At 74.5% G+C, this 22,309-nt stretch carries 20 protein-coding genes and 1 pseudogene; 10 read left to right on the top strand and 11 right to left on the bottom strand.

The window, feature by feature from the left end:
- Positions 1 to 235: 235 nt before the first annotated feature.
- From F0L17_RS17605 to F0L17_RS17590, 4 genes and pseudogenes are all read left to right on the top strand, one after another.
- The gene (locus F0L17_RS17605) at positions 236 to 2,791 is read left to right on the top strand and encodes a lysylphosphatidylglycerol synthase transmembrane domain-containing protein (RefSeq protein WP_238420667.1); all 2,556 of its coding nucleotides are present in this window, start codon (positions 236 to 238) and stop codon (positions 2,789 to 2,791) included.
- Positions 2,792 to 2,883: 92 nt separating this feature from the next.
- Positions 2,884 to 3,282: a TOBE domain-containing protein gene (locus F0L17_RS17600; RefSeq protein ID WP_155071823.1), complete on the top strand. Its 399-nt coding sequence runs from the start codon at positions 2,884 to 2,886 to the stop codon at positions 3,280 to 3,282.
- A gap of 134 nt (positions 3,283 to 3,416) precedes the next feature.
- Positions 3,417 to 4,142, top strand: coding sequence for a molybdate ABC transporter substrate-binding protein (modA, locus tag F0L17_RS17595; RefSeq protein WP_338018124.1), 726 nt, complete (start codon positions 3,417 to 3,419; stop codon positions 4,140 to 4,142).
- Positions 4,139 to 5,006: pseudogene (locus tag F0L17_RS17590) on the top strand (ABC transporter permease); the annotation flags it as partial. The gene modA and the pseudogene F0L17_RS17590, both read left to right, overlap by 4 nt.
- A gap of 53 nt (positions 5,007 to 5,059) precedes the next feature.
- On the opposite strand, the gene moeZ reads toward F0L17_RS17590, so the two are convergent.
- The 6 genes from moeZ to F0L17_RS17560 all read right to left on the bottom strand — a co-directional run bounded on the left by moeZ (position 5,060) and on the right by F0L17_RS17560 (position 13,075).
- The gene (moeZ, locus tag F0L17_RS17585) at positions 5,060 to 6,238 is read right to left on the bottom strand and encodes an adenylyltransferase/sulfurtransferase MoeZ (protein ID WP_162466338.1); all 1,179 of its coding nucleotides are present in this window, start codon (positions 6,236 to 6,238) and stop codon (positions 5,060 to 5,062) included.
- Between the two features lie 239 nt (positions 6,239 to 6,477).
- Positions 6,478 to 7,395, bottom strand: a complete 918-nt coding sequence (locus F0L17_RS17580; RefSeq protein ID WP_155071821.1) for an NAD-dependent epimerase/dehydratase family protein — start codon at positions 7,393 to 7,395, stop codon at positions 6,478 to 6,480.
- Between the two features lie 147 nt (positions 7,396 to 7,542).
- A complete protein-coding gene (locus F0L17_RS17575) occupies positions 7,543 to 8,760 on the bottom strand; it encodes a hypothetical protein (RefSeq protein WP_202917889.1) in 1,218 nt (405 codons plus the stop codon).
- The gene (locus tag F0L17_RS17570; RefSeq protein ID WP_162466337.1) at positions 8,757 to 10,514 is read right to left on the bottom strand and encodes a DUF3492 domain-containing protein; all 1,758 of its coding nucleotides are present in this window, start codon (positions 10,512 to 10,514) and stop codon (positions 8,757 to 8,759) included. Before F0L17_RS17570 ends, F0L17_RS17575 begins: the two co-directional genes overlap by 4 nt.
- Positions 10,515 to 10,720: 206 nt before the next feature.
- On the bottom strand, positions 10,721 to 12,097 hold the full coding sequence (locus F0L17_RS28335; protein ID WP_162466336.1) for a DUF3152 domain-containing protein: 1,377 nt from the start codon (positions 12,095 to 12,097) through the stop codon (positions 10,721 to 10,723).
- A 6-nt stretch (positions 12,098 to 12,103) separates the two neighbouring features.
- The gene (locus F0L17_RS17560; protein ID WP_155071820.1) at positions 12,104 to 13,075 is read right to left on the bottom strand and encodes an alpha/beta fold hydrolase; all 972 of its coding nucleotides are present in this window, start codon (positions 13,073 to 13,075) and stop codon (positions 12,104 to 12,106) included.
- A gap of 120 nt (positions 13,076 to 13,195) precedes the next feature.
- On the opposite strand from F0L17_RS17560, the gene F0L17_RS17555 reads away from it, so the two are divergent.
- The 4 genes from F0L17_RS17555 (at position 13,196) to F0L17_RS17540 (ending at position 15,088) form a co-directional block, all read left to right on the top strand.
- Positions 13,196 to 13,432, top strand: a complete 237-nt coding sequence (locus tag F0L17_RS17555; protein ID WP_155071819.1) for a hypothetical protein — start codon at positions 13,196 to 13,198, stop codon at positions 13,430 to 13,432.
- A 173-nt stretch (positions 13,433 to 13,605) separates the two neighbouring features.
- Complete coding sequence (locus tag F0L17_RS17550; protein ID WP_162466335.1) at positions 13,606 to 14,232, top strand: TetR family transcriptional regulator; 627 nt, start codon at positions 13,606 to 13,608, stop codon at positions 14,230 to 14,232.
- Between the two features lie 189 nt (positions 14,233 to 14,421).
- Positions 14,422 to 14,649: a DUF3107 family protein gene (locus tag F0L17_RS17545; RefSeq protein WP_162466334.1), complete on the top strand. Its 228-nt coding sequence runs from the start codon at positions 14,422 to 14,424 to the stop codon at positions 14,647 to 14,649.
- 157 nt (positions 14,650 to 14,806) lie between these two features.
- Positions 14,807 to 15,088, top strand: coding sequence for a hypothetical protein (locus F0L17_RS17540; protein ID WP_155071818.1), 282 nt, complete (start codon positions 14,807 to 14,809; stop codon positions 15,086 to 15,088).
- Positions 15,089 to 15,127: 39 nt separating this feature from the next.
- On the opposite strand, the gene F0L17_RS17535 is transcribed toward F0L17_RS17540, so the two are convergent.
- On the bottom strand, positions 15,128 to 15,880 hold the full coding sequence (locus tag F0L17_RS17535; protein ID WP_155071817.1) for a ferritin-like fold-containing protein: 753 nt from the start codon (positions 15,878 to 15,880) through the stop codon (positions 15,128 to 15,130).
- A gap of 586 nt (positions 15,881 to 16,466) precedes the next feature.
- Between F0L17_RS17535 and F0L17_RS17530 the strand changes: the two genes are divergently transcribed.
- Both F0L17_RS17530 and F0L17_RS17525 read left to right on the top strand, forming a co-directional pair.
- A complete protein-coding gene (locus tag F0L17_RS17530) occupies positions 16,467 to 18,065 on the top strand; it encodes a DEAD/DEAH box helicase (protein WP_238419408.1) in 1,599 nt (532 codons plus the stop codon).
- A gap of 147 nt (positions 18,066 to 18,212) precedes the next feature.
- Positions 18,213 to 19,109 (top strand): alpha/beta fold hydrolase, encoded by an 897-nt coding sequence (locus F0L17_RS17525; protein ID WP_155071816.1) that lies wholly within the window; start codon positions 18,213 to 18,215, stop codon positions 19,107 to 19,109.
- Here the strand turns inward: F0L17_RS17525 and F0L17_RS17520 are convergent.
- The 4 genes from F0L17_RS17520 to F0L17_RS17505 all read right to left on the bottom strand — a co-directional run bounded on the left by F0L17_RS17520 (position 19,093) and on the right by F0L17_RS17505 (position 22,123).
- A complete protein-coding gene (locus F0L17_RS17520; RefSeq protein ID WP_162466333.1) occupies positions 19,093 to 19,698 on the bottom strand; it encodes a MarC family protein in 606 nt (201 codons plus the stop codon). The two genes, F0L17_RS17525 and F0L17_RS17520, sit on opposite strands and share 17 nt — an antisense overlap.
- An 84-nt stretch (positions 19,699 to 19,782) precedes the next feature.
- Complete coding sequence (locus F0L17_RS17515; RefSeq protein WP_162466332.1) at positions 19,783 to 20,628, bottom strand: PHP domain-containing protein; 846 nt, start codon at positions 20,626 to 20,628, stop codon at positions 19,783 to 19,785.
- Between the two features lie 153 nt (positions 20,629 to 20,781).
- On the bottom strand, positions 20,782 to 21,432 hold the full coding sequence (locus F0L17_RS17510) for a DUF6758 family protein (protein WP_155071813.1): 651 nt from the start codon (positions 21,430 to 21,432) through the stop codon (positions 20,782 to 20,784).
- 88 nt (positions 21,433 to 21,520) lie between these two features.
- Positions 21,521 to 22,123, bottom strand: a complete 603-nt coding sequence (locus F0L17_RS17505; RefSeq protein ID WP_155071812.1) for a suppressor of fused domain protein — start codon at positions 22,121 to 22,123, stop codon at positions 21,521 to 21,523.
- Positions 22,124 to 22,309: the final 186 nt, after the last annotated feature.

The following is a 22,309-nucleotide window of genomic DNA, read 5'->3' as shown; positions in this document are numbered from 1 at the left end:
CTCAAAGCCCGCTTTCCACGGAGAAAAGCGACCTCGCACACCGGCCCGCCACCCCCTCGTGCCACCATCGTCCCGGCGGTGACAGGTGATACGGGACCGAAGAGAGACCGAGGAACAGCAGGGCGACGGCCCCCCGAGGGAGGGGCCCCGCTCCACCGCCCCCTTGCGCCGACCGGGCGGAACAGGCGACTTCGGAAAGCCGCCGGCCACCCCGGCCGCTCCGGGACCGGAGCACCTGGAGGGTGACGAGCCGATCCTCCCCGCCCGGGTGCACCGCCCCTCCGATCTGGTGCGGCTGCTGCTCGGCGTCCTCGGCATCGCCGTCGTACTGACCATCGCCGCCTTCGCCCACGGCACCACCGCGGGCCTGGAACAGGACATCGACAAGGGCGCCGGCCAGGCCCCGCTGCTGCTGATCCGCTTCGCCGGGTTCGCCTCCAGCGTCGCCGTGCTGATCGTGCCGGTCGCCTTCGCCATCGAGCGGTTGGTCAAACGGGACGGACTGCGCATCGCCGACGGCGTGCTCGCCGCCGTGTTGGCGCACGGTGTGTCGCTCGTCACCGATCTGTGGGTGGCCGAGGCGGCCCCCTCCTCCGTCCGGGACGCCCTGATCAACCCGGCCCCCGGCGGTGGGCTCACCGATCCGGTGCACGGCTACCTCGCCCCCGTCATCGCCTACATGACGGCCGTCGGCATGGCCCGCCGCCCCCGCTGGCGCGTCCTGCTGTGGGTCGTGCTGCTGCTGGACGCCTTCGCGGTGCTGGTCGGCGGCTACACCACGCCGTTCTCGATCCTGGTCACCGTGCTGATCGGCTGGACGGTCGCCTACGGCACGCTCTACGCGGTCGGCTCCCCCAACGTCCGCCCCACCGGCCAGACCCTGATGGCCGGGCTGCGGCGCGTCGGCTTCGCCCCCGTACGGGCGCTGCGCGAGGACCCGCCCGAGGCCGAGCGGAGCGACCAGACCGAGCGCAGCCGCCGCTACCTGGTCACCCTGGAGGACGGTCCGCCGCTGGACGTCACCGTGGTGGACCGCGAACAACAGGCGCACGGCTACTTCTACCGCGCCTGGCGCCGACTGGCGCTGCGCGGCATCACCCAGCGCCGCAGCCTCCAGTCGCTGCGCCAGGCCCTGGAGCAGGAGGCGCTGCTGGCGTACGCGGCCATCGCCGCCGGGGCCAACGCTCCCCGGTTGATCGCCACCTCCGAGCTGGGCCCCGACGCGGTGATGCTCGTCTACGAGCACATCGACGGGCGCTGTCTGAACACCCTGTCGGACCGGGAGATCACCGACGAGCTGATGCGCGCGGCCTGGGAACAGGTCAGGGCCATCCAGTCGCGGCGGATCGCCCACCGACGGCTGGAGGACGACGCCCTGCTGGTGGACCGTTCCGGCGCGGTCTTCCTCACCGACCTCAGCGGCGGCGAGATCGCGGCGGGCGACCTGGTGCTGCGGATGGACGTGGCCCAGTTGCTGACCACCTTCGGGTTGCGCGTCGGTGCCGAACGCTCGGTGGCGGCGGCGGTGGAGGTGCTCGGCCCGGACGCGGTGGCCGACAGTCTCCCCCTCCTCCAGCCGATCGCCCTCAGCCGCGGCACCCGCGCCACCCTGCGCAAGCTGGGCAAGGAGCGGGCGCGGCACGAGCGGGAGGCGGCCATCGAGGCCTCCCGCCACAGCCGGGAGCTGCGCCATCCCGAGGGCCGGGGCCGGCCGGGCGACCGTCGGTCGCTGCGGGCGGAGAAGAACGCCGAGAAGCAGGCCGTCATGGAGGCGCTGGAGGAGGCGCGCGAGGAGGACCTGCTCTCGCAGATCCGCCGGCAGGTGCTGCTGATCCGTCCGCAGGCGCCGATGCAGCCGGCCCGGTTGGAGCGGGTCAGGCCGCGCACGCTGGTCAGCTTCATCGCCGGCGCCTTCGCCGCCTACTTCCTGCTGTCGCAGCTCACCCACGTCGACTTCCGGCACGTCATCGGCGGCGCGAACTGGGGCTGGGTGACCGCCTCGCTGCTCTTCTCCGCCCTGACCTACGTCGCGGCGGCGCTGAGCCTGCTGGGCTTCGTGCCCGAGAAGGTGTCGTTCCCGCGCACGGTGGCCGCCCAGGTGGCCGGCTCCTTCGTCAAGCTGGTGGCTCCCGCCGCGGTCGGCGGCGTCGCTCTCAACACCCGCTTCCTGCAGCGCGCCGGCGTCCGTCCCGGCCACGCGGTCGCCAGCGTCGGCGCGTCCCAGCTCTTCGGCCTGGGCAGCCACATCGTGCTGCTGCTGACCTTCGGCTACCTGACGGGGACCGAGCACACCCCGACCCTCTCCCCGTCCCGGACGGTCATCGCGGGACTGCTGACCGCGGCCGTGCTGTCCCTGATCGTGACGGCGGTCCCGGCGCTGCGGAAGTTCGTGGTGAACCGGGTGCGGGCGCTGTTCGCGGGGGTCGTGCCGCGGATGCTGGACGTCGTCCAGCGGCCGCAGAAGCTGCTCAGCGGCATCGGGGGGATGCTGCTGCTGACGGTCTCGTTCGTGTTGTGCCTGGACGCGTCGGTGCGCGCGTTCGGCGGCGAGCTGAGCTACGCGAGCATCGCGGTGGTCTTCCTCGCGGGCAACGCCCTGGGGTCGGCCGCTCCCACCCCGGGCGGTCTGGGAGCGGTGGAGGCGGCCCTGATCGCGGGGCTGATCGCCTTCGGGCTGGAGAAGGAGATCGCCACCCCGGCGGTCCTGCTCTTCCGGCTGATGACGTTCTGGCTGCCGGTCCTGCCCGGCTGGTTGTCCTTCACGCATCTGACCCGCAGGAAGGCGCTCTGAGAACGGGCCCGCCCCCTTGAGCCTCGCGGATGCGGCACGAACCGGGCGGTCGGCCTTGCGTCTGCCAACCGTGGAACCGTAGCGTTTCGCACATGCGCTCCTATTCGATGGGCCGGGCCGCCCGGCTGCTCGGTGTCAGCGCCGACACGGTGCGCCGCTGGGCGGACGCCGGACGGCTACCCACCCGCCGGGACGAGGGCGGCAGGCGGCTGGTGGCGGGAGACGACCTGGCGGCCTTCGCCGTCGCGCTCGCCGCGGGCGGGGAGGGCGACGAGGACGGCGAGTCGCACACCAGCGTCCGCAACTCCTTCCCCGGCATCGTCACCGCCGTCAGGCTCGGCGACGTCGCGGCCCAGGTCGAGATCCAGGCCGGCCCCCACCGGCTGGTCTCCCTGGTCACCCGGGAGGCCGTGGAGGAGCTGGGGCTGACGGTGGGCATGGAGGCCGTGGCCCGGGTGAAGGCCACCAACGTGCACGTCGACCGGGCGTGAGGCGGGCCGCCGTGACGACGACCGTGCCCCCCGCGCGCCCCGGCGCCCCCCGGCGTTCCCTCCGTCGCTCCGTCCGTGGCTCCGTCCGTGGCTCCGTCCGTGGCTCTGTCCGTCGCCGGCTCGCCGCCGCCCTGGTGGCTCTACCGCTCCTCCTGGCGTCCGGCTGCGGGGGCGGTGCCCTCGGCAGCACCGGTGGCGACCGGACGACCGTGACGGTGCTGGCCGCGTCCTCCCTCACCGACGTCCTCACCGAGGCCGGCACCGCGTACGAGGAAGAACACCCCGACGTACGGCTGCGCCTCTCCTTCGCCGGCTCCCAGGAACTGGCGGCACAGGTGCGGCAGGGAGCGCCCGCCGACGTGATCGTCACCGCCGACACCGAGACCATGGACGGGCTGGGGGACGCGGTGGGCCCGTCCACCGTGATCGCCCGCAACCGGCTCGCCATCGCCACCGCCCCCGGCAACCCCCTGGACGTCGACTCGCTCGCGGACCTCGCCCGCCGGGACCTGACGGTCGTGCTCGCCGCCCCCGAGGTGCCCGCCGGCCGGTACGGGCAGCGGCTGCTGGACGAGGAGGGCGTCACCGTGCGTCCGGCCTCCCGGGAGCCGAGCGTGCGGGCCGTACTGAGCAAGGTGGAGCTGGGTGAGGCGGACGCGGGGCTGGTGTACGTCACGGACGCGGTCGGCGGAAAGGTCCACTCCGTCCCCCTCCCCGGTGACGAGGGCACGACCGTGCGCTACCCGGCGGCCCCGTTGACCGACGCCCCGCACCCCGGGCGGGCCGCCGACCTCGTCGCCTGGCTCGGCACCGAACCGGCCCGCCGCATCCTGCGGGACGCCGGCTTCCCCCTGCCGTGAACCGACGCGCCGAACGCCGTACGCGGTCCCGGAGGCGTCCGCCCGCCGCCCTGGTCCTGCCCGCCGCGCTCGCCCTGGCCTTCCTGGCCGTGCCCCTGGCCGGCGTGCTGGCCCACACTCCCTGGCCGGACCTCACCGGACGGCTCGCCTCCCCGGATGTGGTCCGCGCGCTGGGCCTCTCCCTGCTGGTCTCCGGCTGGGCCCTGCTGCTCTCCCTCCTCCTGGGCGTCCCGCTGGCGTGGCTGCTGGCCCGCACCGACTTCCCCGGCAGGGCGCTGGTGCGCGGTCTGGTGCTGCTGCCGATGGTGCTCCCACCGACCGTCGCGGGCGTCGCCCTGCTGCGCGGCTTCGGACGGAACGGGCTGCTGGGCGGTCCGCTGGAGGCGCTGGGGGTGGTGCTGCCGTTCTCCACGGTGGGCGCGGTGGTCGCCGCCGCGTTCGTGTCGATGCCGTTCCTGGTCATCAGTCTGGAGGGGGCGCTGGCCGGGATCCATCCGCGCTACGAGGAGGCGGCCGCCACCATGGGCGCGACGCTCCCCCAGACGCTGCGGTACGTCACCCTGCCCATGGCCATGCCGTCCCTGGTGGCGGGCGCCGCGCTGTGCTGGGCGCGGGCGTTGGGCGAGTTCGGCGCCACGATCACCTTCGCGGGGAATCTGCCCGGGGTCACCCAGACCCTGCCGCTCCAGGTCTACCTGCTCCTCCAGCACGACCCGGCCGCCGCGACCTCGGTCTCCCTGGTGCTGCTCGCCGTGGCGGCGGCCGTCCTGCTCGCCCTGCGCGGCCGCTGGCTGGGCCACTCCCGGTGAGAGGTCCGCGATCCGACCGACGCCGACCGACAACGACGGAAGCCCACGGCATCCGAACGGGTCGGAGCCGTGGGCTTCTTCAGGCCCGCTGGTCGGCCGGGCCGACGATCAGTAGACCGGCTTCTCCGGCTCGATCTGGGTGACCCAGCCGATGACGCCGCCGCCGACGTGGACGGCGTCCGAGAAGCCCGCGTTCTTCAGCACCGCGAGAACTTCCGCACTGCGGACACCCGTCTTGCAGTGCAAGACGATCCGCCTGTCCTGCGGCAGCTCGCCCAGGGCGTTGCCCATCAGGAAGTCGTTCTTCGGGATGAGCCGGGCGCCCGGGATGGCGACGATCTCGTGCTCGTTGGGCTCGCGAACGTCGATGATGTCGATGTTCTCGCCCTCGTCGATCCACTGCTTGAGCTGCTGCGGGGTGATGGTCGCCCCCGCCGCGGCCTCCTGGGCTTCCTCGGAGACCACGCCGCAGAACGCCTCGTAGTCGATCAGCTCGGTGACCGTCGGGTTCTTGCCGCAGACCGCGCACTCCGGGTCCTTGCGGATCTTGACCTGCCGGTAGCTCATCTCCAGGGCGTCGTAGATGGTCAGACGTCCGACCAGCGGGTCGCCGATGCCCGCCAGCAGCTTGATCGCCTCGGTGGCCTGGATGGAGCCGATGGACGCGCACAGCACGCCCAGCACACCGCCCTCGGCGCAGCTCGGAACCATGCCGGGCGGCGGGGGCTCGGGGTACAGGCAGCGGTAGCACGGACCGTGCTCGCTCCAGAAGACCGACGCCTGCCCGTCGAAGCGGTAGATCGAGCCCCACACGTACGGCTTGTTCAGCAGCACGCACGCGTCGTTGACCAGGTAGCGGGTGGCGAAGTTGTCGGTGCCGTCCACGATCAGGTCGTACTGGCCGAAGATCTCCATCACGTTGGAGGAGTCCAGCCGCTCCTGGTGGAGGTTGACCTTCACGTACGGGTTGATCCCGAGCACCGTGTCCCGTGCGGACTCGGCCTTGGGGCGGCCGATGTCCGACTGGCTGTGGATGATCTGGCGCTGGAGGTTGGACTCGTCGACCTCGTCGAACTCGATGATGCCGAGCGTGCCCACGCCCGCGGCGGCCAGGTACATCAGGGTCGGCGAACCGAGACCGCCCGCGCCCACGCACAGCACCTTGGCGTTCTTCAGCCGCTTCTGCCCGTCCATCCCGACGTCCGGGATGATCAGGTGGCGAGAGTATCTGCGGACCTCGTCGACAGTGAGTTCGGAGGCCGGCTCGACCAGGGGTGGCAGCGACACGGAGACCTCAACAGGGTTGGTCGGTGGACGGTTGTTCCTCTCGTAACACTGCCACGCCCGATCTCATTCCGAGACACCAGGTCCGAGGCGCGAGACGACGCCGTCCCAGTGGCCGGGCACCGCCTTCCGGTGGTCCACGGGCCGGTGGACGACGCCGGTCGCCCGGCCGCCTCCGGGTGGCCGGGCGGTGCGGATCGGGGCCCCGGCCGCCGGGCGGCGCCCTCGGGAACCGGGCGGATTCAGATACGGCACGCCGCCTCCATCCAGATGTCCGCCAACGACTCCTCCAGACCGATCCGGGGCCGCCAGCCGAGCCGGTCCCGCGCGCTGCGGACGTCCGCCTGCTGCCAGGGGCCGCAGCCGTCGGGGTAGGGGGGCGTCGGGGAAGCGCCGCCCGGGTGGTGCTCGTCCACCTCGTGCACCGGGCCGGTGTAGCCGGCGACCCTGGCCAGCACGGAGACCACCTCGCGCAGCCGCACCGCGCGCCCGGTGCCGATGTTGACCACGCCCTGGGCCGCCGAGAGCGCGGCGGCGTGCACCGCGCGGGCCACGTCCCGGACGTCCACGAAGTCGCGCTGGACCCCCAGGCCGGCGAGTCGCAGCTCGCCCTCGCCCTGCTGCATCACCCTGCGCATCGCCTCCGCCAACCGCCCCAGGGGCGAGCCGGTGGGGGTGCCGGGGCCGGTCGGCGAGAACACGCGCAGCACGATGGCGTCCAGTCCGGAGCCCAGGACCAGCTCGCTGGCGGCGAGCTTGCTGACGCCGTACGGGCTGCCGGGACGCGGCACCGCGTCCTCCCCGGTGGAGGACCCCGGCTGGGAGGGCCCGTACTCGGCCGCGCAACCGACGTGGACCAGCCGCGCCCCGCACCCGCTGCGACGCAGGGACTCGCAGACCGTGGCGGTGGCCACGGTGTTGTGCCGGATCAGGTCGCGGGCGCCGCCCCGGACGGCACCGGCGCAGTTGACGACGACGCCGGGGTGGACGGCGTCCAGGAAACGGGTGAGGGCCCCGGGACTGCCGCTGGACAGGTCGAAGCGGACGTCGGCGTCGTCGCCCCGGCCGAGCGCGGTGAGCTGCACGGCGGGGTCGGCGAGCAGCCGGTCGGCGACGTGGCGGCCCAGGTGTCCGTTGGCCCCGATCAGCAGCACTCTCATCGGGCGTCCTCCCGCGCTGGTGCGGTGACGCCGGTGACACGCGGAACGGTCATGTGGGGTGTGCTCCTTCATCGGTGGTGCGCCGTGCACGAGAGGGCGTGCGCCGGCGGGTTCCGGGACCGGCACCGGGCGGCACCGGTCGTGGTCTCAGGGCCCGCCCCGGTGGTGGGCGACGGCTCCGGTGAGGGTTCCGGCGGCGACGGCGAGCAGGACGAGGGCCGCGCAGGCACAGGCCGCGGCGGGTACGGCGGCCGGTCCCCAGGCCTCCACCAGCGCCCGGACGGGACGGCCCAACGGCTCCAGTGCCGGCCGGCGGGCGGCCAGGGCGGTGGCGAGCGCCGCGATCTGGAGGGCACAGGCCGCGACGAGGCCCCGCGCCGCGGCGCGGCGGAAACCGTGGGCGGACAGCAGCACGGCGGTGAACACCAGCATGCCCAGCGCGGCCGTCGCGACGAGAGGGGGGACGGAGCCGTCGAAGGCCACCGGGACACCCGTCCCACCGTCCACGACCGCGTGGGCGACGGCCAGCACGGCCGGCAGCGCGACGGCGAACGCCACGACGGCGACGGTCAGCGCCGGTCGGACGCGGGCGGCGAACTCCGCCGGACCGCGGCAGGCGTCCAACTGCCGCCGGGCCCGCGCGGCGAACCAGCGCGCGCACCACACGCACGGCGCGACGGCCAGGGCCAGGCCCAACGGGACGCACCGCTCGGACGACAGCGGCCCGGACGACAGCGCCTCGATCGTCTCGGCGGAGAACGGCGCCGGTGTCCCGGGCCTTCCGGCCAGGGCCGCGGTCAGCAGCCGGTCGCCGACGAGGGCGTAGCCGATCAGCCAGCAGCAGCCGAGCACGGCGGCCGGGGTCGGCCGGGTGCCGCGCAGGCACAGCCACACGGCCGCCGGCACCGACACGGCCCCCGACAGCACGAGGGCGGTCGCCACCGGTGTCGGAAGGTCCCCGGCCAGGGCCGAGGCGGCCGGCGTGACCGCGCACAGTCCGCCTGGCAGCAGGGGCAGCAGGACGGTCCGGGTCGCGGCCACCCACCGCCTCCCGCGGCGGGCGGGGCGCTCGCCGGTGCCGGTCGCTCCCCGTGCCGCCGCGGCCGGTGCCGCCGCGGGCCGCCGCTCGTCGACGCGGGACGTCCGGACGTACAGCTCCTCGGCCAGCGAGAAGACGTCCCGGTGGCGGAAGCGCGCCGCGACGCGGTCGGTGATTCCGTGCGTCTCCAGGACCGCGGCGATCTCCAACGGGTCCACGGCCCTCTCGCACAGCTCCCGGTGGCGGTGCAGCAGGGGGCGCACCGGATCGGCCGACCGGACGGGGCCCGTCGTGCCGCTCGTCGTGCCGCTCGTCGTGCCGCTCACCGTGCCCCCTCCCCCACCGCGGCGGTCGCGGCCGCCCGTGCCCAACTCGGCGTGCGGACGGGGCGCCGGCCGGGCGGCGCGGAGGCGGGGCCCTCCCGGTGACCGAAGAGGTGTGCCTCCGGCGGAAGCGCGAAGGGCCGCGTCCCGTGGAACGTCCCGGCCGCCCGGGAGCGACGCGAGAGCAGCTCCAGGTAGATGCCGCGGAACGCCGTGAGGTTCTGCTCGACGGTGAACAGCTCGACGGCACGGGCCCGGGCCGCGGCACCCAGCCGGGCCCGGCGGGCGGGGTCGCCCAGCAGGGCGGCACAGGCGTTCGCCAGGGCACGGGGGTTGCGGGGCGGCACCACCAACCCCGTGCCGCCGACGGCTTCGTGAACCGCCCCGACGTCCGTGGCGACCGTGGCCCGGCCGGCGAACATCGCCTCGACGAGGGAGACCGGAAAGCCCTCCACCACACTGGAGAGCACGACGACGTCGGCCGCGGCGTACGCGTCGGCGAGCCGGGGCGCCTCGGGCTCACCGATCCGCACGAAACGGACGGGGTTGTCGCCCACCCCGAGGAGGTCGGCCGCCTCGTCGGGGAAGAGCTGCGCGGCCAGCGCCCGGCAGTGCGCGAGGTACTCCGCCGCCTTTGGGGAACGTCCGCCCGCGGCGCCGGACGCGTCGGGGCGCTCGGCGACCAGCAGCCGGGCACCGGGCACGGCCCGACGGAGTTCGGCGACAGCGTGCAGCAGCCCGACCAGGTCCCTGGCGGGCTCCACCCGCCCCACCCACAGCAGGAGCGGATCGGTCCGCCGCTGCCCGGTGTCCTCGTCGATCTCCGTCAACTCCGACGCGTCCATCCCCGGGTGGACCGTGCGCAGCCGGTTCCGCTCCGCACCGCAGCCGAGCTGCCAGCGACGGGCGTGTGCGTTGCCGGAGGTGACCAGTGCGGCCCGGCGGTACGCCTCGTGCGCCAGCCGCCGGTGGAACGAGGCGAGCAGGGCGCGCACGGGGAGGCCCGCGGCGGCCGACGCGCCGGCCGCGCCGGCCGCGCTGGCCGCGCTGGTGAGGTAGTGCTCGCGCAGCCGCACCCCGTACTCGGTGACCAGCAGCGGTGTGCCGTACCGGCGGCCGGCCAGCAGTCCGGGCAGCGCGGCGGGTCCGCCGCCGACCGCGTGGCAGACGTCGGCCGCGGCCAGCCCGTCCTCGCCGTACCAGTCGGGTGACAGCGGCCGCAACACCCGTTCCAGTCGATCGGCGACGGTGAGCAGGTCGATCACACCGGCGGCGCGCGCGGCGTGCAGCGCGCCGGGGGCGCGACAGGCGTCCTCCAACAGCCGCAGCGCCCGCTCGGAGCGGAGCGCGTCGGCGAGCCCACCGTGCTCGCGGGCGAGTTCGGCCAGGCCGTGGAGTCCGTCGGCGAAACGGTCCGCCTCGGCGGCGGCCCCCCACGGCCCGCCGTCCGGTGCCGCGCAGACGGCCCGGACCAGCTCCGTGAAACACCCGTCGAACAGCCGCCTCTCCCGCCGCCCGTACCGCCCGCGGCGGCGGCTCCCGACGGCGGGCGGGGGGCCCCACAGCGGTACGGTGCGCACCCCGACGACGTTCGCCGGCGGCGTCGGCCAGGCTCCGTCACGCTGCCGTTCGTCACGGCCGAGCGCGTAGACCTCGAACTCCTGACCGGCCAACCCGCGCACCAGCCGGTCGCACCACGCGACCGAGTCACCTCCCGGATACGGATAGCCACCCTCCGTGAGCAGTGCGATGCGCACGCGTTCACCCCCGCTCGTCCTCCTGGCCACCGGCCGTCCCGTGGCGCCGAGGGAAGACGTTATGCGCGGGGCGGGGCGGCGCGACGGACGGTTGTCCGCCGCACCACCGGAAGGGGTGAACTACCGTGACTTCCGGCGTGGTTGCGCGTTCGATCGCTTAGGGGCGACCGCGGCCACGTGCTCGTCGGGCCTCCGCGCTCCCGCCCTCACGCGTCCGGGAAGGGCCAGGCGTTGGGGCGGCACGTCGCCCCGCCCACCGTCAGGTACTTGGTCTGCTGCATCATCACCGGAGCCAGGGCGCCCTCCTTCGGGCAGACGACGTGCCCCTTGCCCAGCCGGTGGCCCACCTCGTGGTTGACGAGCATCTCCCGGTACTCCCGGATCCGGTCCGGCCCGAAGGTCTCCGAACCCCGCGCCCACCGGTAGGCGTTGATCATGACGCGCTCGGTCGAGGCCGCGTCGCACGACACGTTGTCGACCGTGGTGTCCAGCCCCGACCTGGCGCACCACTCGGCGGTGGTGGCCGGACTGGCCAGCGTGATCACGAAATCGGCCTCGTCCTCCGCGGTGACCCGCTCGAAGGTGCGGGCCCCACCGTGGCTCCAGCTCCGCTCGTCGTTGAGCGTGCGGTGGACGGCCTCGGCGAAGAGTTCGCCGTCCAGCGGCAGCCCCTCCTCGACGTCCACCCGGTAGCGGACCCGCGGCCCGGATCCGGGCGCCTCGTCCCGGCCGGGGACGGTGACGAGCTTTCCCGAGCCCTGGTGGTCCGGTTCGAGGTCGAACAACCGGCCCATCGACTCGTCGTAGGAGGGCGGGTCCGACGGCGTGGCCCCGGGCGGAGCCGACGGCGTCGGGCCGCCGTCGGAGCGCGGGGCGTCCGGGGCGCCCACGCCCGCCCCGTCCTCCCGGACCCCGGCCCGGCTCCCGACGGCGCCCTGCCCGTCGGCCACCTGTCCGGCCACCACGACGGCGAGCACGGCGGTCACGGCCGCGGCGGCGACCCCGGTGAGGGTGCGTACCCAGCCGCCCCGTCTCCCTCCCCGGGTCCCCCGGGCGGCTCGGACGCCCCGGCCCGCGCCACCGGCCCCGGCCCCGTCCCCGGTCTCCCCGCCGTCCTCGCCGTCCCCGCCGGCCGGAGCGGACGCGCCGGACCCACCGGACCCGTCGGATGCGGGCGCCTTCGGCGGGGCCGCGCCGAAGACGTCGTCGTCGAAGGCGTCGACGTACTCCTGGCGGGGCGTCCGCCCCGTGCCGGGCGCGACGTCCCCGAGCGGACCGGCGTCCCCGAGGCGCTGCGGCGGAACCCCCCAGGCGCCGCCCGGCTCGCGGTGCTCGGGGTGTCCGCCGCGCACCCGTGGCTCGCCGCGCGGGGTGTCGGCCCGGGAGTCGGCGGGGACGTGCCCGGGCCCGGCCTCCGCGGCCCCGGCCGGGCCGGTCCGGCGCGGAACGCCGTGCGGCGGGGTCTGCGCCGGGTGGGGCCTGGGGGCCTCCTCGTGCGGTGCGCGCGGCGCGGGCCGTCGCTCCCCGGCCGCGGTGGTCGGCTTGGCCGTGCCCGGCCTGCCCCGGCGGCTGTGACGTCCCACGCCTGGTCAACCCCTGCCCGTGTCGATGTCTCCCAGCAGATCCCGGAAGGCGCCCGCCACCGCCTCCGGGTACTCCATCATCGCGACGTGGCCGGCGTCCGGGAGCGCCAGCAGACGGGAGTCGCGGAAGGTCCTGGCCGCCCTGCGCGCCATGCGGAACGAGACGAGTCGGTCGCGACCGCCGTACACCAGGAGCGTCGGCGCCGACACCCGCCCGGCCTGGCTCCACAGCCCGTGCCGGCCGCCGAGGGTGTAGGCGTTGACCAATCCCCGCGCGGACCGGGCGAGCGAGTCCCAGAAGTACGGCAGCGTCAGCCGCCGCTCGTACTCCTCCACCGCGGCCCGGAAGTCCTGTGCCGAGACCGAGGTCGGGTCGCCGTAGCACAGCGCCAGCACCTCCCGGGTGCGCCGCTCCGCGGTCCAGTGCCCGGTCATCCGGTTGTAGAGGGCGACCGCCCCCGGCGCCGCCAGCAGGGCGGTGGGGACGGCGGTGCGCTGCGGGCGCAGTTCGGGCAGGGCCGGCGAGACGAGGGTGAGGGTGCGCACCAGGTCGGGACGGACGGCCGCGACCCGGGTGGCGATCGCCCCGCCCAGGGAGTTCCCGAACAGGTGCACCGGTCCGCGCCCGGAGGCGTCGAGGTGGCGGATGACGGCCCGCGCGTGCCCGGAGACGGAGTAGTCGCCGTCGTCGGGGGGCGGGGAGTGTCCGAAGCCCGGCAGGTCGAGGGCCTCGCCGTCGACCGTGTCGGCCAGCTCCCGCATCAGCGGCGACCAGTTCTGCGAGGAACCGCCCAACCCGTGGACGTACAGCGCCGGAGGCAGCCCCACGCGGGTGGCCGGGCGGCCGCGCACCGACAGCGTCAGGCCGGGCAGCGCCACGGATCTGAGGTCCTCGCCCTCCTCGGCCCGCGGACGGCCGTGGGGCGGCACCTCGAACGGGGCCGCCGTGCGCGGCCCCGGCTGCTCGGTCGATGACATGGGGGCAATGTTACGAGACGATCACTGACGCCCTCACGTGTTCGGGGTCACACCGTTTTGGCCTCGGGAATTCTCCTCCGGATTCGTGTGGGACCCCCTCCGCCTGGAAAGAGGATCGTCATGCCTGTTGACCCCACCGACCCCGAGACCTTCGACGACTTCGAGGATTCCGAGAACGCCCCGTCGACCGACCGGTTCGGCGTCGAGGCGCCCGAGGCGGACGCCGCCGAGCAGCAGGCGGACGTCCTGCCCCGCCGGGACACCCCCCTGCTCGGCTCCCGGTCCCCGGAGGTGGACCCCGCGGACGCCGCCGAGCAGGCGCGCGTGGTCGAACTCGACGAGGACGATTACCGCTGAAACGACACATCACACGTTCCGGGAACGGATTTCCGCGCCCGCGACACGCACAGGAGGTTTACCCAAAAGTACGATGGCGTGCGCAAGCGCACATCGCGCGGAACGACCCCTTCCCCGGTCCCCTTCCGGGTCCCTGCCCGGGAGTCGTTCCAGGGAGACCACAGGAGGCGAGCGTGACAGCCGTCGAGCAGACCGAGGCACGTCCGCGTGGCACCCGCCTGCCGCGCCGGGCCCGACGCAACCAGTTGCTCGGTGCCGCGCAGGAGGTGTTCGTCGCGCAGGGCTACCACGCCGCGGCCATGGACGACATCGCGGAGCGGGCGGGGGTCAGCAAACCGGTGCTGTACCAGCACTTCCCCGGCAAGCTCGACCTGTACCTGGCGCTGCTGGACCAGCACTGCGAGGCGCTGGTCCGGTCGGTGCGCGCGGCCCTCGCCTCGACCAGCGACAACAAGCAGCGGGTCGCGGCGACCATGGACGCCTACTTCGCGTACGTGGAGGACGAGGGCGGTGCCTTCCGCCTCGTCTTCGAGTCCGACCTGACCAACGAGCCGGCCGTGCGCGAACGGGTGGACAAGGTCAGCCTGGACTGTGCCGAGGCGGTCAGCGAGGTGATCTCCGAGGACACCGACCTGCCCCGGGACGAGGCGATGCTGCTGGCCGTCGGGCTGTGCGGAATGGCACAGATCACCGCCCGGTACTGGCTGAGCGACGGACAGCGGATTCCGCGCGACGCCGCGGCCCGGCTCATCTCGTCGCTGTCCTGGCGGGGCATCGCGGGCTTCCCGATGCACGGCTGACGTCCGGGCGGAGCGGCGGGCGGCGGACGGCGGCGGTGGTCGGTGCTCGCCGGCTGTTCGCTGACGGCGTGCGGTGCCGGACGGTCCGGCGCCCCGCCGCGGGCTAATGTTGCTGACGTAACGGCCCGGCCGCGCACTCCGCCCCGGCTGAGCCAGGGGAAACACCGAACCGTTCGGAGGGACATAGCCGTGGAGGTCAAGATCGGCGTGCAGCACGCGCCCCGCGAGATCGTTCTGGAGAGCGCGCAGACGGCCGAGGAGATCGAGAAGGCCGTGGCCGAGGCGCTGACCGGCAAGGCGCAGCTGCTCAGCCTCGTGGACGAGCACGGCCGCCGGGTCGTCGTCCCGGCCGACCGACTGGCCTACGTCGACATCGGCGAGCCGAGCGGCCGCAAGGTGGGGTTCGGGGCGATCTGAGCCCGCGGACGCGCGGTGAAACGGCGGAACGGCGACCGGGCGAGAAAACCTCGCCCGGTCGCCGTTCCGCCGTTTCGCCCTCGGGAGCCACCGGGTAGAACCGAGTAACCCGACGGGCGCGTCCCGCGCGCCCCACCACCGGTCCGCGGGAGGCCCCATGCCCTGGGAAGTGCTCGGTTCCGCGCTGCTCGGCCTCGTCGTCGCCGTCGTCGCCGCCCACCGCTTTCCCGACCGGTTCCGCGACCGGGCGTTGGTGCTGGCCACCGGGCCGGCGGCCGCCTTCGTCGGCGGCATGGTCACCCGTGTCGTCCTCGGTCCCGGCCACCCGCTCCCCACCCTCGCGGTCGCCGTACCGGTCTCGGCGGCCCTGCTGTCGTTGCTGGTCCGGCCCGGTGGCGAGGCGCCGCCCCGCGGCCGTCCGCGCGTGGGCGCGGCCTGACGGTCCCGGCCGGGCCACCGGGCCGGGGCGTTCCGGCCCTCAGGCCGCCAGCCCCAGCGCCGCCATCCGCTTGGTGTGCGCCTCGGTGATGCGGGAGAACATCCGACCGACCTCCGCCAGGTCGAAGCCCACCGTGACTCCGCCGACCAACATCATCGACAGCGCGTCGCGCTCGGCGACCACGCGCTGGGCCTGCGACAGCGCCTCGCCCATCAGCCTGCGGGCCCACAGGGCGAGCCGGCCGCCGACCCGGGGATCGGCCTCGATGGCCGCGCGCACCTTCTCCACCGCGAAACCGGAGTGCCCGGTGTCGTCCAGCACCGCCAGCACCAGGGCGCGGGTGTCGGAGTCGAGGTGGACGGCGACCTCGCGGTAGAAGTCCGAGGCGATCGAGTCGCCGACGTACGCCTTGATCAGCCCCTCCAGCCAGTCCGACGGCGCGGTCTGGCGGTGGAACTCGTCCAGCGCCGCGGCGAACGGCTCCATCGCCGCCGTGGGGTCCTCGCCGATCTCCGCCAGCCGACCGCGCAACCGCTCGAAGTGCTGGAACTCCGCCGACGCCATCGAGGCCAACTGCGCCTTGTCCGCGAGGGTCGGGGCCAGCTTGGCGTCCTCCGCGAGCCTCTCGAACGCGGCCAGCTCGCCGTAGGCCAGCGCGCCCAGCAGGTCCACGACCGCCGCCCGGTACTGCGGGTCCGCGCCGGCCCCGGCCCAGTCCCGCGCGGCGATGTCCACCGGCGCTCCGTCCCTGGGCTCCTCGGTTCCGGCGGGGGATGTGTCAGAGGTCTCCATGTCCCGCACAATAGCCCTCCGACGGCGCCTCCCACCTGCCCGGGAGCCCCTCGGACCACGCCGTACGCCCCTCGCGCGCCCCCTCGTGACCGAGATCGACCCGGTGCGTATGCGCGGTTAGGGGGTACAGTGATATTGGGCCCGCTTCCTGACAGCGGGTTCGACGCATACTGTGTTGTCCGGGTTCTCGGGGGCGTTCCCCGAGCCCACAGCGGATGCCCGGTCGGTGGCCCGATCGGCTCCGACACGACCGCCCTCCGCGCGGACCGTATGCGGAGCGATGGCTTCCGACAGGTGAGGCCGTGTGTTCCGCCCGGGCCGCGGTGAGGGGCCCGCTCGCGCGGTACGAGCGCTTGAGCGAGGGCCGTGGTCCCGCGCCGCGGGGCGAGGCCGCCGAAGACGGCAGCCGACGTCCGGCACGGTACGACCCACCCCGCTCCGCCGGGGTGCGCTCTCGCTCCCCCGTCCGCGTCTCACGGAAGAGGCAAGCATCCTGACCACCACATTCCGAGATCTCGGGATTCTCCCCGAGACCGCCGAAGCCCTGGAAGCCGTCGGCATCACGTCCCCGTTCCCCATCCAGGAGATGACCCTGCCGGTCGCCCTCTCCGGCGCCGATGTCATCGGGCAGGCCAAGACCGGCACCGGCAAGACGCTCGGCTTCGGGCTGCCGCTCCTGGAATCCGTCGTCGTCCCCGCCGACGTCGAGGCGGGCCGGGCCACGCCCGAGCAGCTCACCGACGCCCCGCAGGCACTCGTGGTCGTCCCCACCCGCGAGCTGTGCCAGCAGGTCACCAACGACCTCCTCACCGCGGGCAAGGTCCGCAACGTCCGCGTGCTGTCGATCTACGGCGGCCGTGCCTACGAGCCCCAGGTCGAGGCCCTGAAGAAGGGTGTCGACGTGATCGTCGGCACCCCGGGCCGGCTGCTGGACCTGGCGGGCCAGCGGAAGCTCGACCTGTCGCACATCCGCGCCCTGGTGCTGGACGAGGCGGACGAGATGCTCGACCTGGGCTTCCTGCCGGACGTCGAGAAGATCATCCAGAAGCTGCCCGTCAAGCGGCAGACGATGCTGTTCTCCGCGACCATGCCGGGCCAGGTGATCTCCCTCGCCCGTCGCTACATGTCGCAGCCCACCCACATCCGCGCCACCGCGCCGGACGACGAGGGCGCGACGGTCGCCAACACCACGCAGCACGTCTTCCGCGCCCACTCCCTGGACAAGGTGGAGATGGTCTCCCGGATCCTGCAGGCCGATGGCCGCGGACTGGCGATGATCTTCTGCCGCACCAAGCGGACCGCCGCCGACGTCGCCGACCAGCTCTCCCGCCGCGGCTTCGCCGCCGGCGCGGTCCACGGCGACCTCGGCCAGGGGGCGCGCGAGCAGGCGCTGCGCGCCTTTCGGAACGGCAAGATCGACGTGCTCGTCTGCACCGACGTGGCCGCCCGCGGCATCGACGTCGACGGCGTCACGCACGTGATCAACTACCAGACGCCGGAGGACGAGAAGACCTACCTGCACCGCATCGGCCGCACCGGCCGCGCGGGCCGCACGGGCATCGCCGTCACCCTCGTCGACTGGGACGACATCCCCCGCTGGCAGTTGATCAACAAGGCGCTGGGACTGGACTTCCCCGACCCGCAGGAGACGTACTCCACCTCCCCGCACCTGTACGAGGCGCTGGACATCCCCGAGGGCACCAAGGGGATCCTGCCGCGCGCGGAGCGCACCCGCGCCGGGCTCGCCGCCGAAGAGGTCGAGGACCTGGGCGAGACCGGCGGCCGCGGCCGCGGCCGGAGCGCCCCCGAGGAGAGCGCCCCTCGTACCCCCGCGCCGCGCCGGCGCCGCCGCACCCGCGGGGGCGCCCCGGTGGAGGGCGCGGGCTCGGACGGTTCGGCCGGCTCCGACACCGACGCCTCCGCGGCTCCGACCGCCCGGACCGGCGAGCGGGCGGCCGGTGAGGCCCGCAGGCCGCGCCGGCGCCGCCGCACCCGCGCGGGCGCGCCCGTGCAGGCGGCGCAGTCCTCACACGCCGCGCAGGCGTCGCGGGCGGACGCCCCGGCCGGTGGGTCCGACGGGGCGGCACCCGCCGGTGACTCCGCCGAGCCGCGCAGGCCGCGCCGGCGCCGCCGCACCCGCGGGGGCGCCGCCACGGCGACGCCGGAATCCGTTCGGGAGAACTGATCATCCGCCGCGCGCCCCTTCGGCGCGCGACGATCGGGAACGTCCCCGCCGCACTCGGCGGGGACGTTCCCGTTCCGGCGTGGCGGGGAGCGACCTCCCCGCCACGCCGGTGCGCGGGCCACCGGACCCGGTCGCTAGCCTCACCGCATGAGCAAGCCGCCGTTCCTGACCCTGCCCCCCGGTGCGCGCGCGTACCGCCTGGCCACCTCCCGCGGCGACTTCGCCGTGCACGACGCGGGCGAGCCCCGCGCCGGGACGGCGCTGCTGGTACCGGGGTTCACCGGCAGCAAGGAGGACTTCATCGCCCTGCTCGCCCCCCTGGCGCGGCGGGGGTTCCGGGTGGTGGCCGTGGACGGCCGGGGCCAGCACGAGACCGGGGGCCCGCGCGACGAGGCCGCCTACGCCCAGGAGGAGTTGGCCCGGGACCTGCTGGCCCAGGCGGCGGCGTTGGGCGGGAGGATCCATCTGGTGGGGCACTCCATGGGCGGGCTGGTGGCCCGCGCCGCCGTGCTGGAGGACGCCTCCCCCTTCGCCTCGCTGACGATCATGAGTTCCGGCCCCGCCGCCATCGCCCCCGCCCAGCACGTCCGCACCCGCCGGCTGATCGAGGCGCTGGCGGTCCTGGACATGGAGACGGTCTGGCGCGCGATGCGCGAACTGGACCCGCCGGAGGCCGACGACGAGGGCACCCCACCCGCCGTGCGGGAGTTCCTGCACCGCCGCTGGCTGGCCAACGTCCCCGAGCAGGTGGTCGTCACCGGCCGACGGCTGCTGATCGAGCCGGACCGGGTGGACGCGCTGGCCGCCGTGCCCCTGCCCAAGCACGTGCTCTCCGGGGAGGTCGACTACGCCTGGCCGGTGCCGCTGATGGACGAGATGGCACGGCGGCTGGAGGCCCGGCGCACGGTCGTCGAGGGTGCCGAGCACTCCCCCGGCGCCGAGCGTCCCGAGGAGACGGCCGCGGCGATGGCGGCCTTCTGGCACGACTGCCCCGGCCGCGCGGCCGGGACGGCTCCGGGCACCCCGGCTAACCGCCCCGGATGAACTGCGTGACACCGTTGGCGATCTGCTGGACGGCGATCGCCGACAGCAACATGCCCGACAGCCTGGTCACCAGCACCACACCGCCGTCCTTGATGACCCGGATGATCAGCAGCGAGTACCGCATCACCAGCCAGAGCACCACGTGCAGCGCGGCGATGGCCGTCCACACCGAGACGTGGTCGGCCGGCCCGTCGGCGCGCTGCACGGCCAGGATGACGGAGACGATCGCACCGGGGCCGGCCAGCAGGGGCATGCCCAGGGGCACGAGCGCCGCGTTGACGTCCTTGGTCTGCGTCGGTTCGTCGGCCCTGCCGGTGAGCAGGTCCAGGGCGACCAGCAACAGCAGGAGGCCACCCGCGACCATCAGCGCGGGGATCGACACGTGCAGGTAGGCGAGGATCTGCCGACCGAGGAGGCCGAAGACGGCGATCACCCCGAAGGCGACGGCGGTGGCCTGGAGGGCCATCCTCCGCTGCACCTTCACCGGGCGGCCGGAGGAGAGGGCGAGGAAGATCGGGATGATGCCGGGCGGGTCCATGATCACAAAAAGCGTGACAAAGACGGACCCGAAGACAGCGAAGTCGAACACGGTGGTGCCTTGCGTGGGTCTCGGGACGGTGTGGGGGTCGGGAAGAGGGGGCAACGGGCGCCGGGGCGGAGGCCCGGCGCCGGGTCAGGCCGGGACGGGCCGCGCGCCTGAGCCCCGGGCGGCGATCTCGGCGTAGACGTCCGGGTCGGTGGTGTGCTCGCCGAGCCGGCACGTCTTGCGGGTGCCGTGGTAGTCGCTGGACCCGGTGGCCAGCAGGCCGAGGTCGCGGGCGAGGCCGCGCAGCCGGTCGCGGGTGGCGGCGTCGTGGTCCATGTGGTCCACTTCGATGCCGTCCAGACCCGCGGTGGCCAGCTCGGCGATGGCGCTCTCCGGCACGCACTGCCCTCGCTTGACCGCCTGGGGGTGCGCGAAGACCGCGACCCCGCCGGCGCCCTTGATCAGCCGGATCGCCGTGAAGGGGTCCAGCTCGTGCTTCTGCACGTAGGCCCGTCCGTCGTCGGCGATCCACTCGGGGGTGAAGGCGTCGGAGACCGTCTCGACGACGCCCAGCTCCACCATCGCGGTCGCGATGTGCGGGCGGCCGACGGAGCCGTCCCCGGCGATCTCGGCGACCCGTTCCCAGGTGACGGGCACGCCCAGTTCGCGGAGCTTGGCCACCATGCCCCGGGCGCGCGGCACCCGGTCGTCGCGGACGAGTTCGCGCTCGCGCGCCAGCTCCGGCTCGGCCGGGTCGAACAGGTAGGCCAGCATGTGCAGGCTCACACCGTCCAGACGGCAGGAGAGTTCGGCGCCGGGGACGAGGGTGAGGCCGGCGGGGAGGGCGGCGATCGCCTCGGCGTGGCCGGCGACCGTGTCGTGGTCGGTGAGCGCCACCACGTCCAGACCGGCGGCCGCGGCGGCCCGTACCAGCTCGGCGGGGGTGTCGGTGCCGTCCGACGCGGTGGAGTGGGTGTGCAGGTCGATGCGCACGGCGAGTACTCCTACTCCCACGACGGACGGCTCGGACGGACACTCCAGAGTAGAACAGTCCCGGGCACGCCCTGCCCGCGGTCCACCGGTCCACCGGTCCGCCGGTCCGGGGCCGACCGGGACGGCCGACCGTCCCGGCGGCGCGGCGCGGCCTCACCCCCGGGGGTCGCCCAGGAGTTGGGGGGAGAGCGCCCCGCAGGGCACCAGCTCCACCTCCGCCCCCGCCTCCCGCAGGTCCGTGAGGACCAGTTCGTCGTACATCAACATCCCGGACCGCTCGGGCCAGACGATCGCCCACAGCCACAGTCCCCGGGCCTCGCCCGCGAACACCGCGCGGTCCTCGGGAGCGTCCTCGACCAGCCACAGCGGGGTGGGCCGTCCGGCGGCCAGGACCTTGGCGTGCGGGGGACGGTCCACGTCGATCAGCGGGCCGGGATCGGGGCCGGGGACACCGGCGTAGCGCGCCCCGAGACCGACGCCCAGCTCCTCGGCGACCAGCAGCAGCTCGCCGGGACCGCCGAGGGGGCCGGGTCCGGAGCAGGCGACGGCGGTGGCCCGGCCGCCGGTGCGGTCGTCGCCCGCGTGGGCGATCCCGGTGAACAGCCAGCCGACCGGCAGCGGCCAGGGCATCCACACGGGCACCTGGGCACGGTGGAGCACCACACCGAGCGCCTCGACGCTCGGTGGGAGGACCGGCTGCAGCGGGGGCACCGGACCGTGGACGTCGCACTGCCAGGAGTCGGAGAAGAGACCGGGCGCCCTGACACGGCCACCGCACTTCGGGCAACTGGGTTCGCCCCTCATGGGGCCACGGTCCCCTTCCGGGCGCTTCCCCGTCAAGGACGATCACTCGTACGGATCGTCCGCGCGGGCCGCGCGGACGTCCCGCGGTTCAGTCCGCCAGGGGCACGGACGTGCGCCGGGGGTCGCGCAGGTCCGTGCCGTGTGCCAGCCAGCGCTCCTGGAGCGCCGCGGCGCCGTGCACCCGCTTCCAGGCGGCCTCGTTGGGCGTCATCGGCAGCAGGGGCAGGAAGCGCACCGGGTCCATCGGCGCGTCCAGCTCCAGGTCCTCCACCAGGCCGCCGGACTCGGCGACCAGCACGGAGGTGAACGGCGCCCCCGGCCACAGCGGACCGCCCAGGTCCAGGGAGGCCCCGGGTGCCACGACCACGCCCTCGACCTGTGGGGACGCGGCGAGCACGGCGAGCGGGCGCAGCACCTTGTCGGTGTCGGCCTCCCCGGCCCGCACCGTCAGCACCAGCTCGGCGCGCGGGCCCCGCTCGGGGTCGGCCAGGACGGCGGAGGGGTCGGTCATGGGGGCGGCGGACATGCCCAGGGTGACGTACCTGACCAGGACGCCGCCGTCGCCGTCGGAGGCGGGGAAGCGCAGCACCTCGATCCGGTCCGTGCCGAGGAACGTCACCGCGGCCCGCGCGTCGGGTTCTCCCAGGGATCCGAGCAGCCGGGTCTCGACCAGTTCCAGAACGTGTGCCATACGGCGAGCATAGATCGTGTATTGATCAGGCAAAGAGGGCACACGGAAGGCCCCGGACGGAACCGAGGGGGTTCCACGGGTGCTACCGTTGACTGCTGGTCAAGGCGTGTACACATCTTCCCCCGAGGGGGACCGGCCGGAGGAGGTGGGACTGCGATGGATCCGAGTCGACCGTGCAGTACCAGC

Source organism: Streptomyces taklimakanensis (assembly GCF_009709575.1).
In the GTDB taxonomy this organism is placed as follows: domain Bacteria; phylum Actinomycetota; class Actinomycetes; order Streptomycetales; family Streptomycetaceae; genus Streptomyces; species Streptomyces taklimakanensis.
Note: the sequence above shows the minus strand (reverse complement) of the source record. Positions and strands in the feature narration are given on the sequence as shown.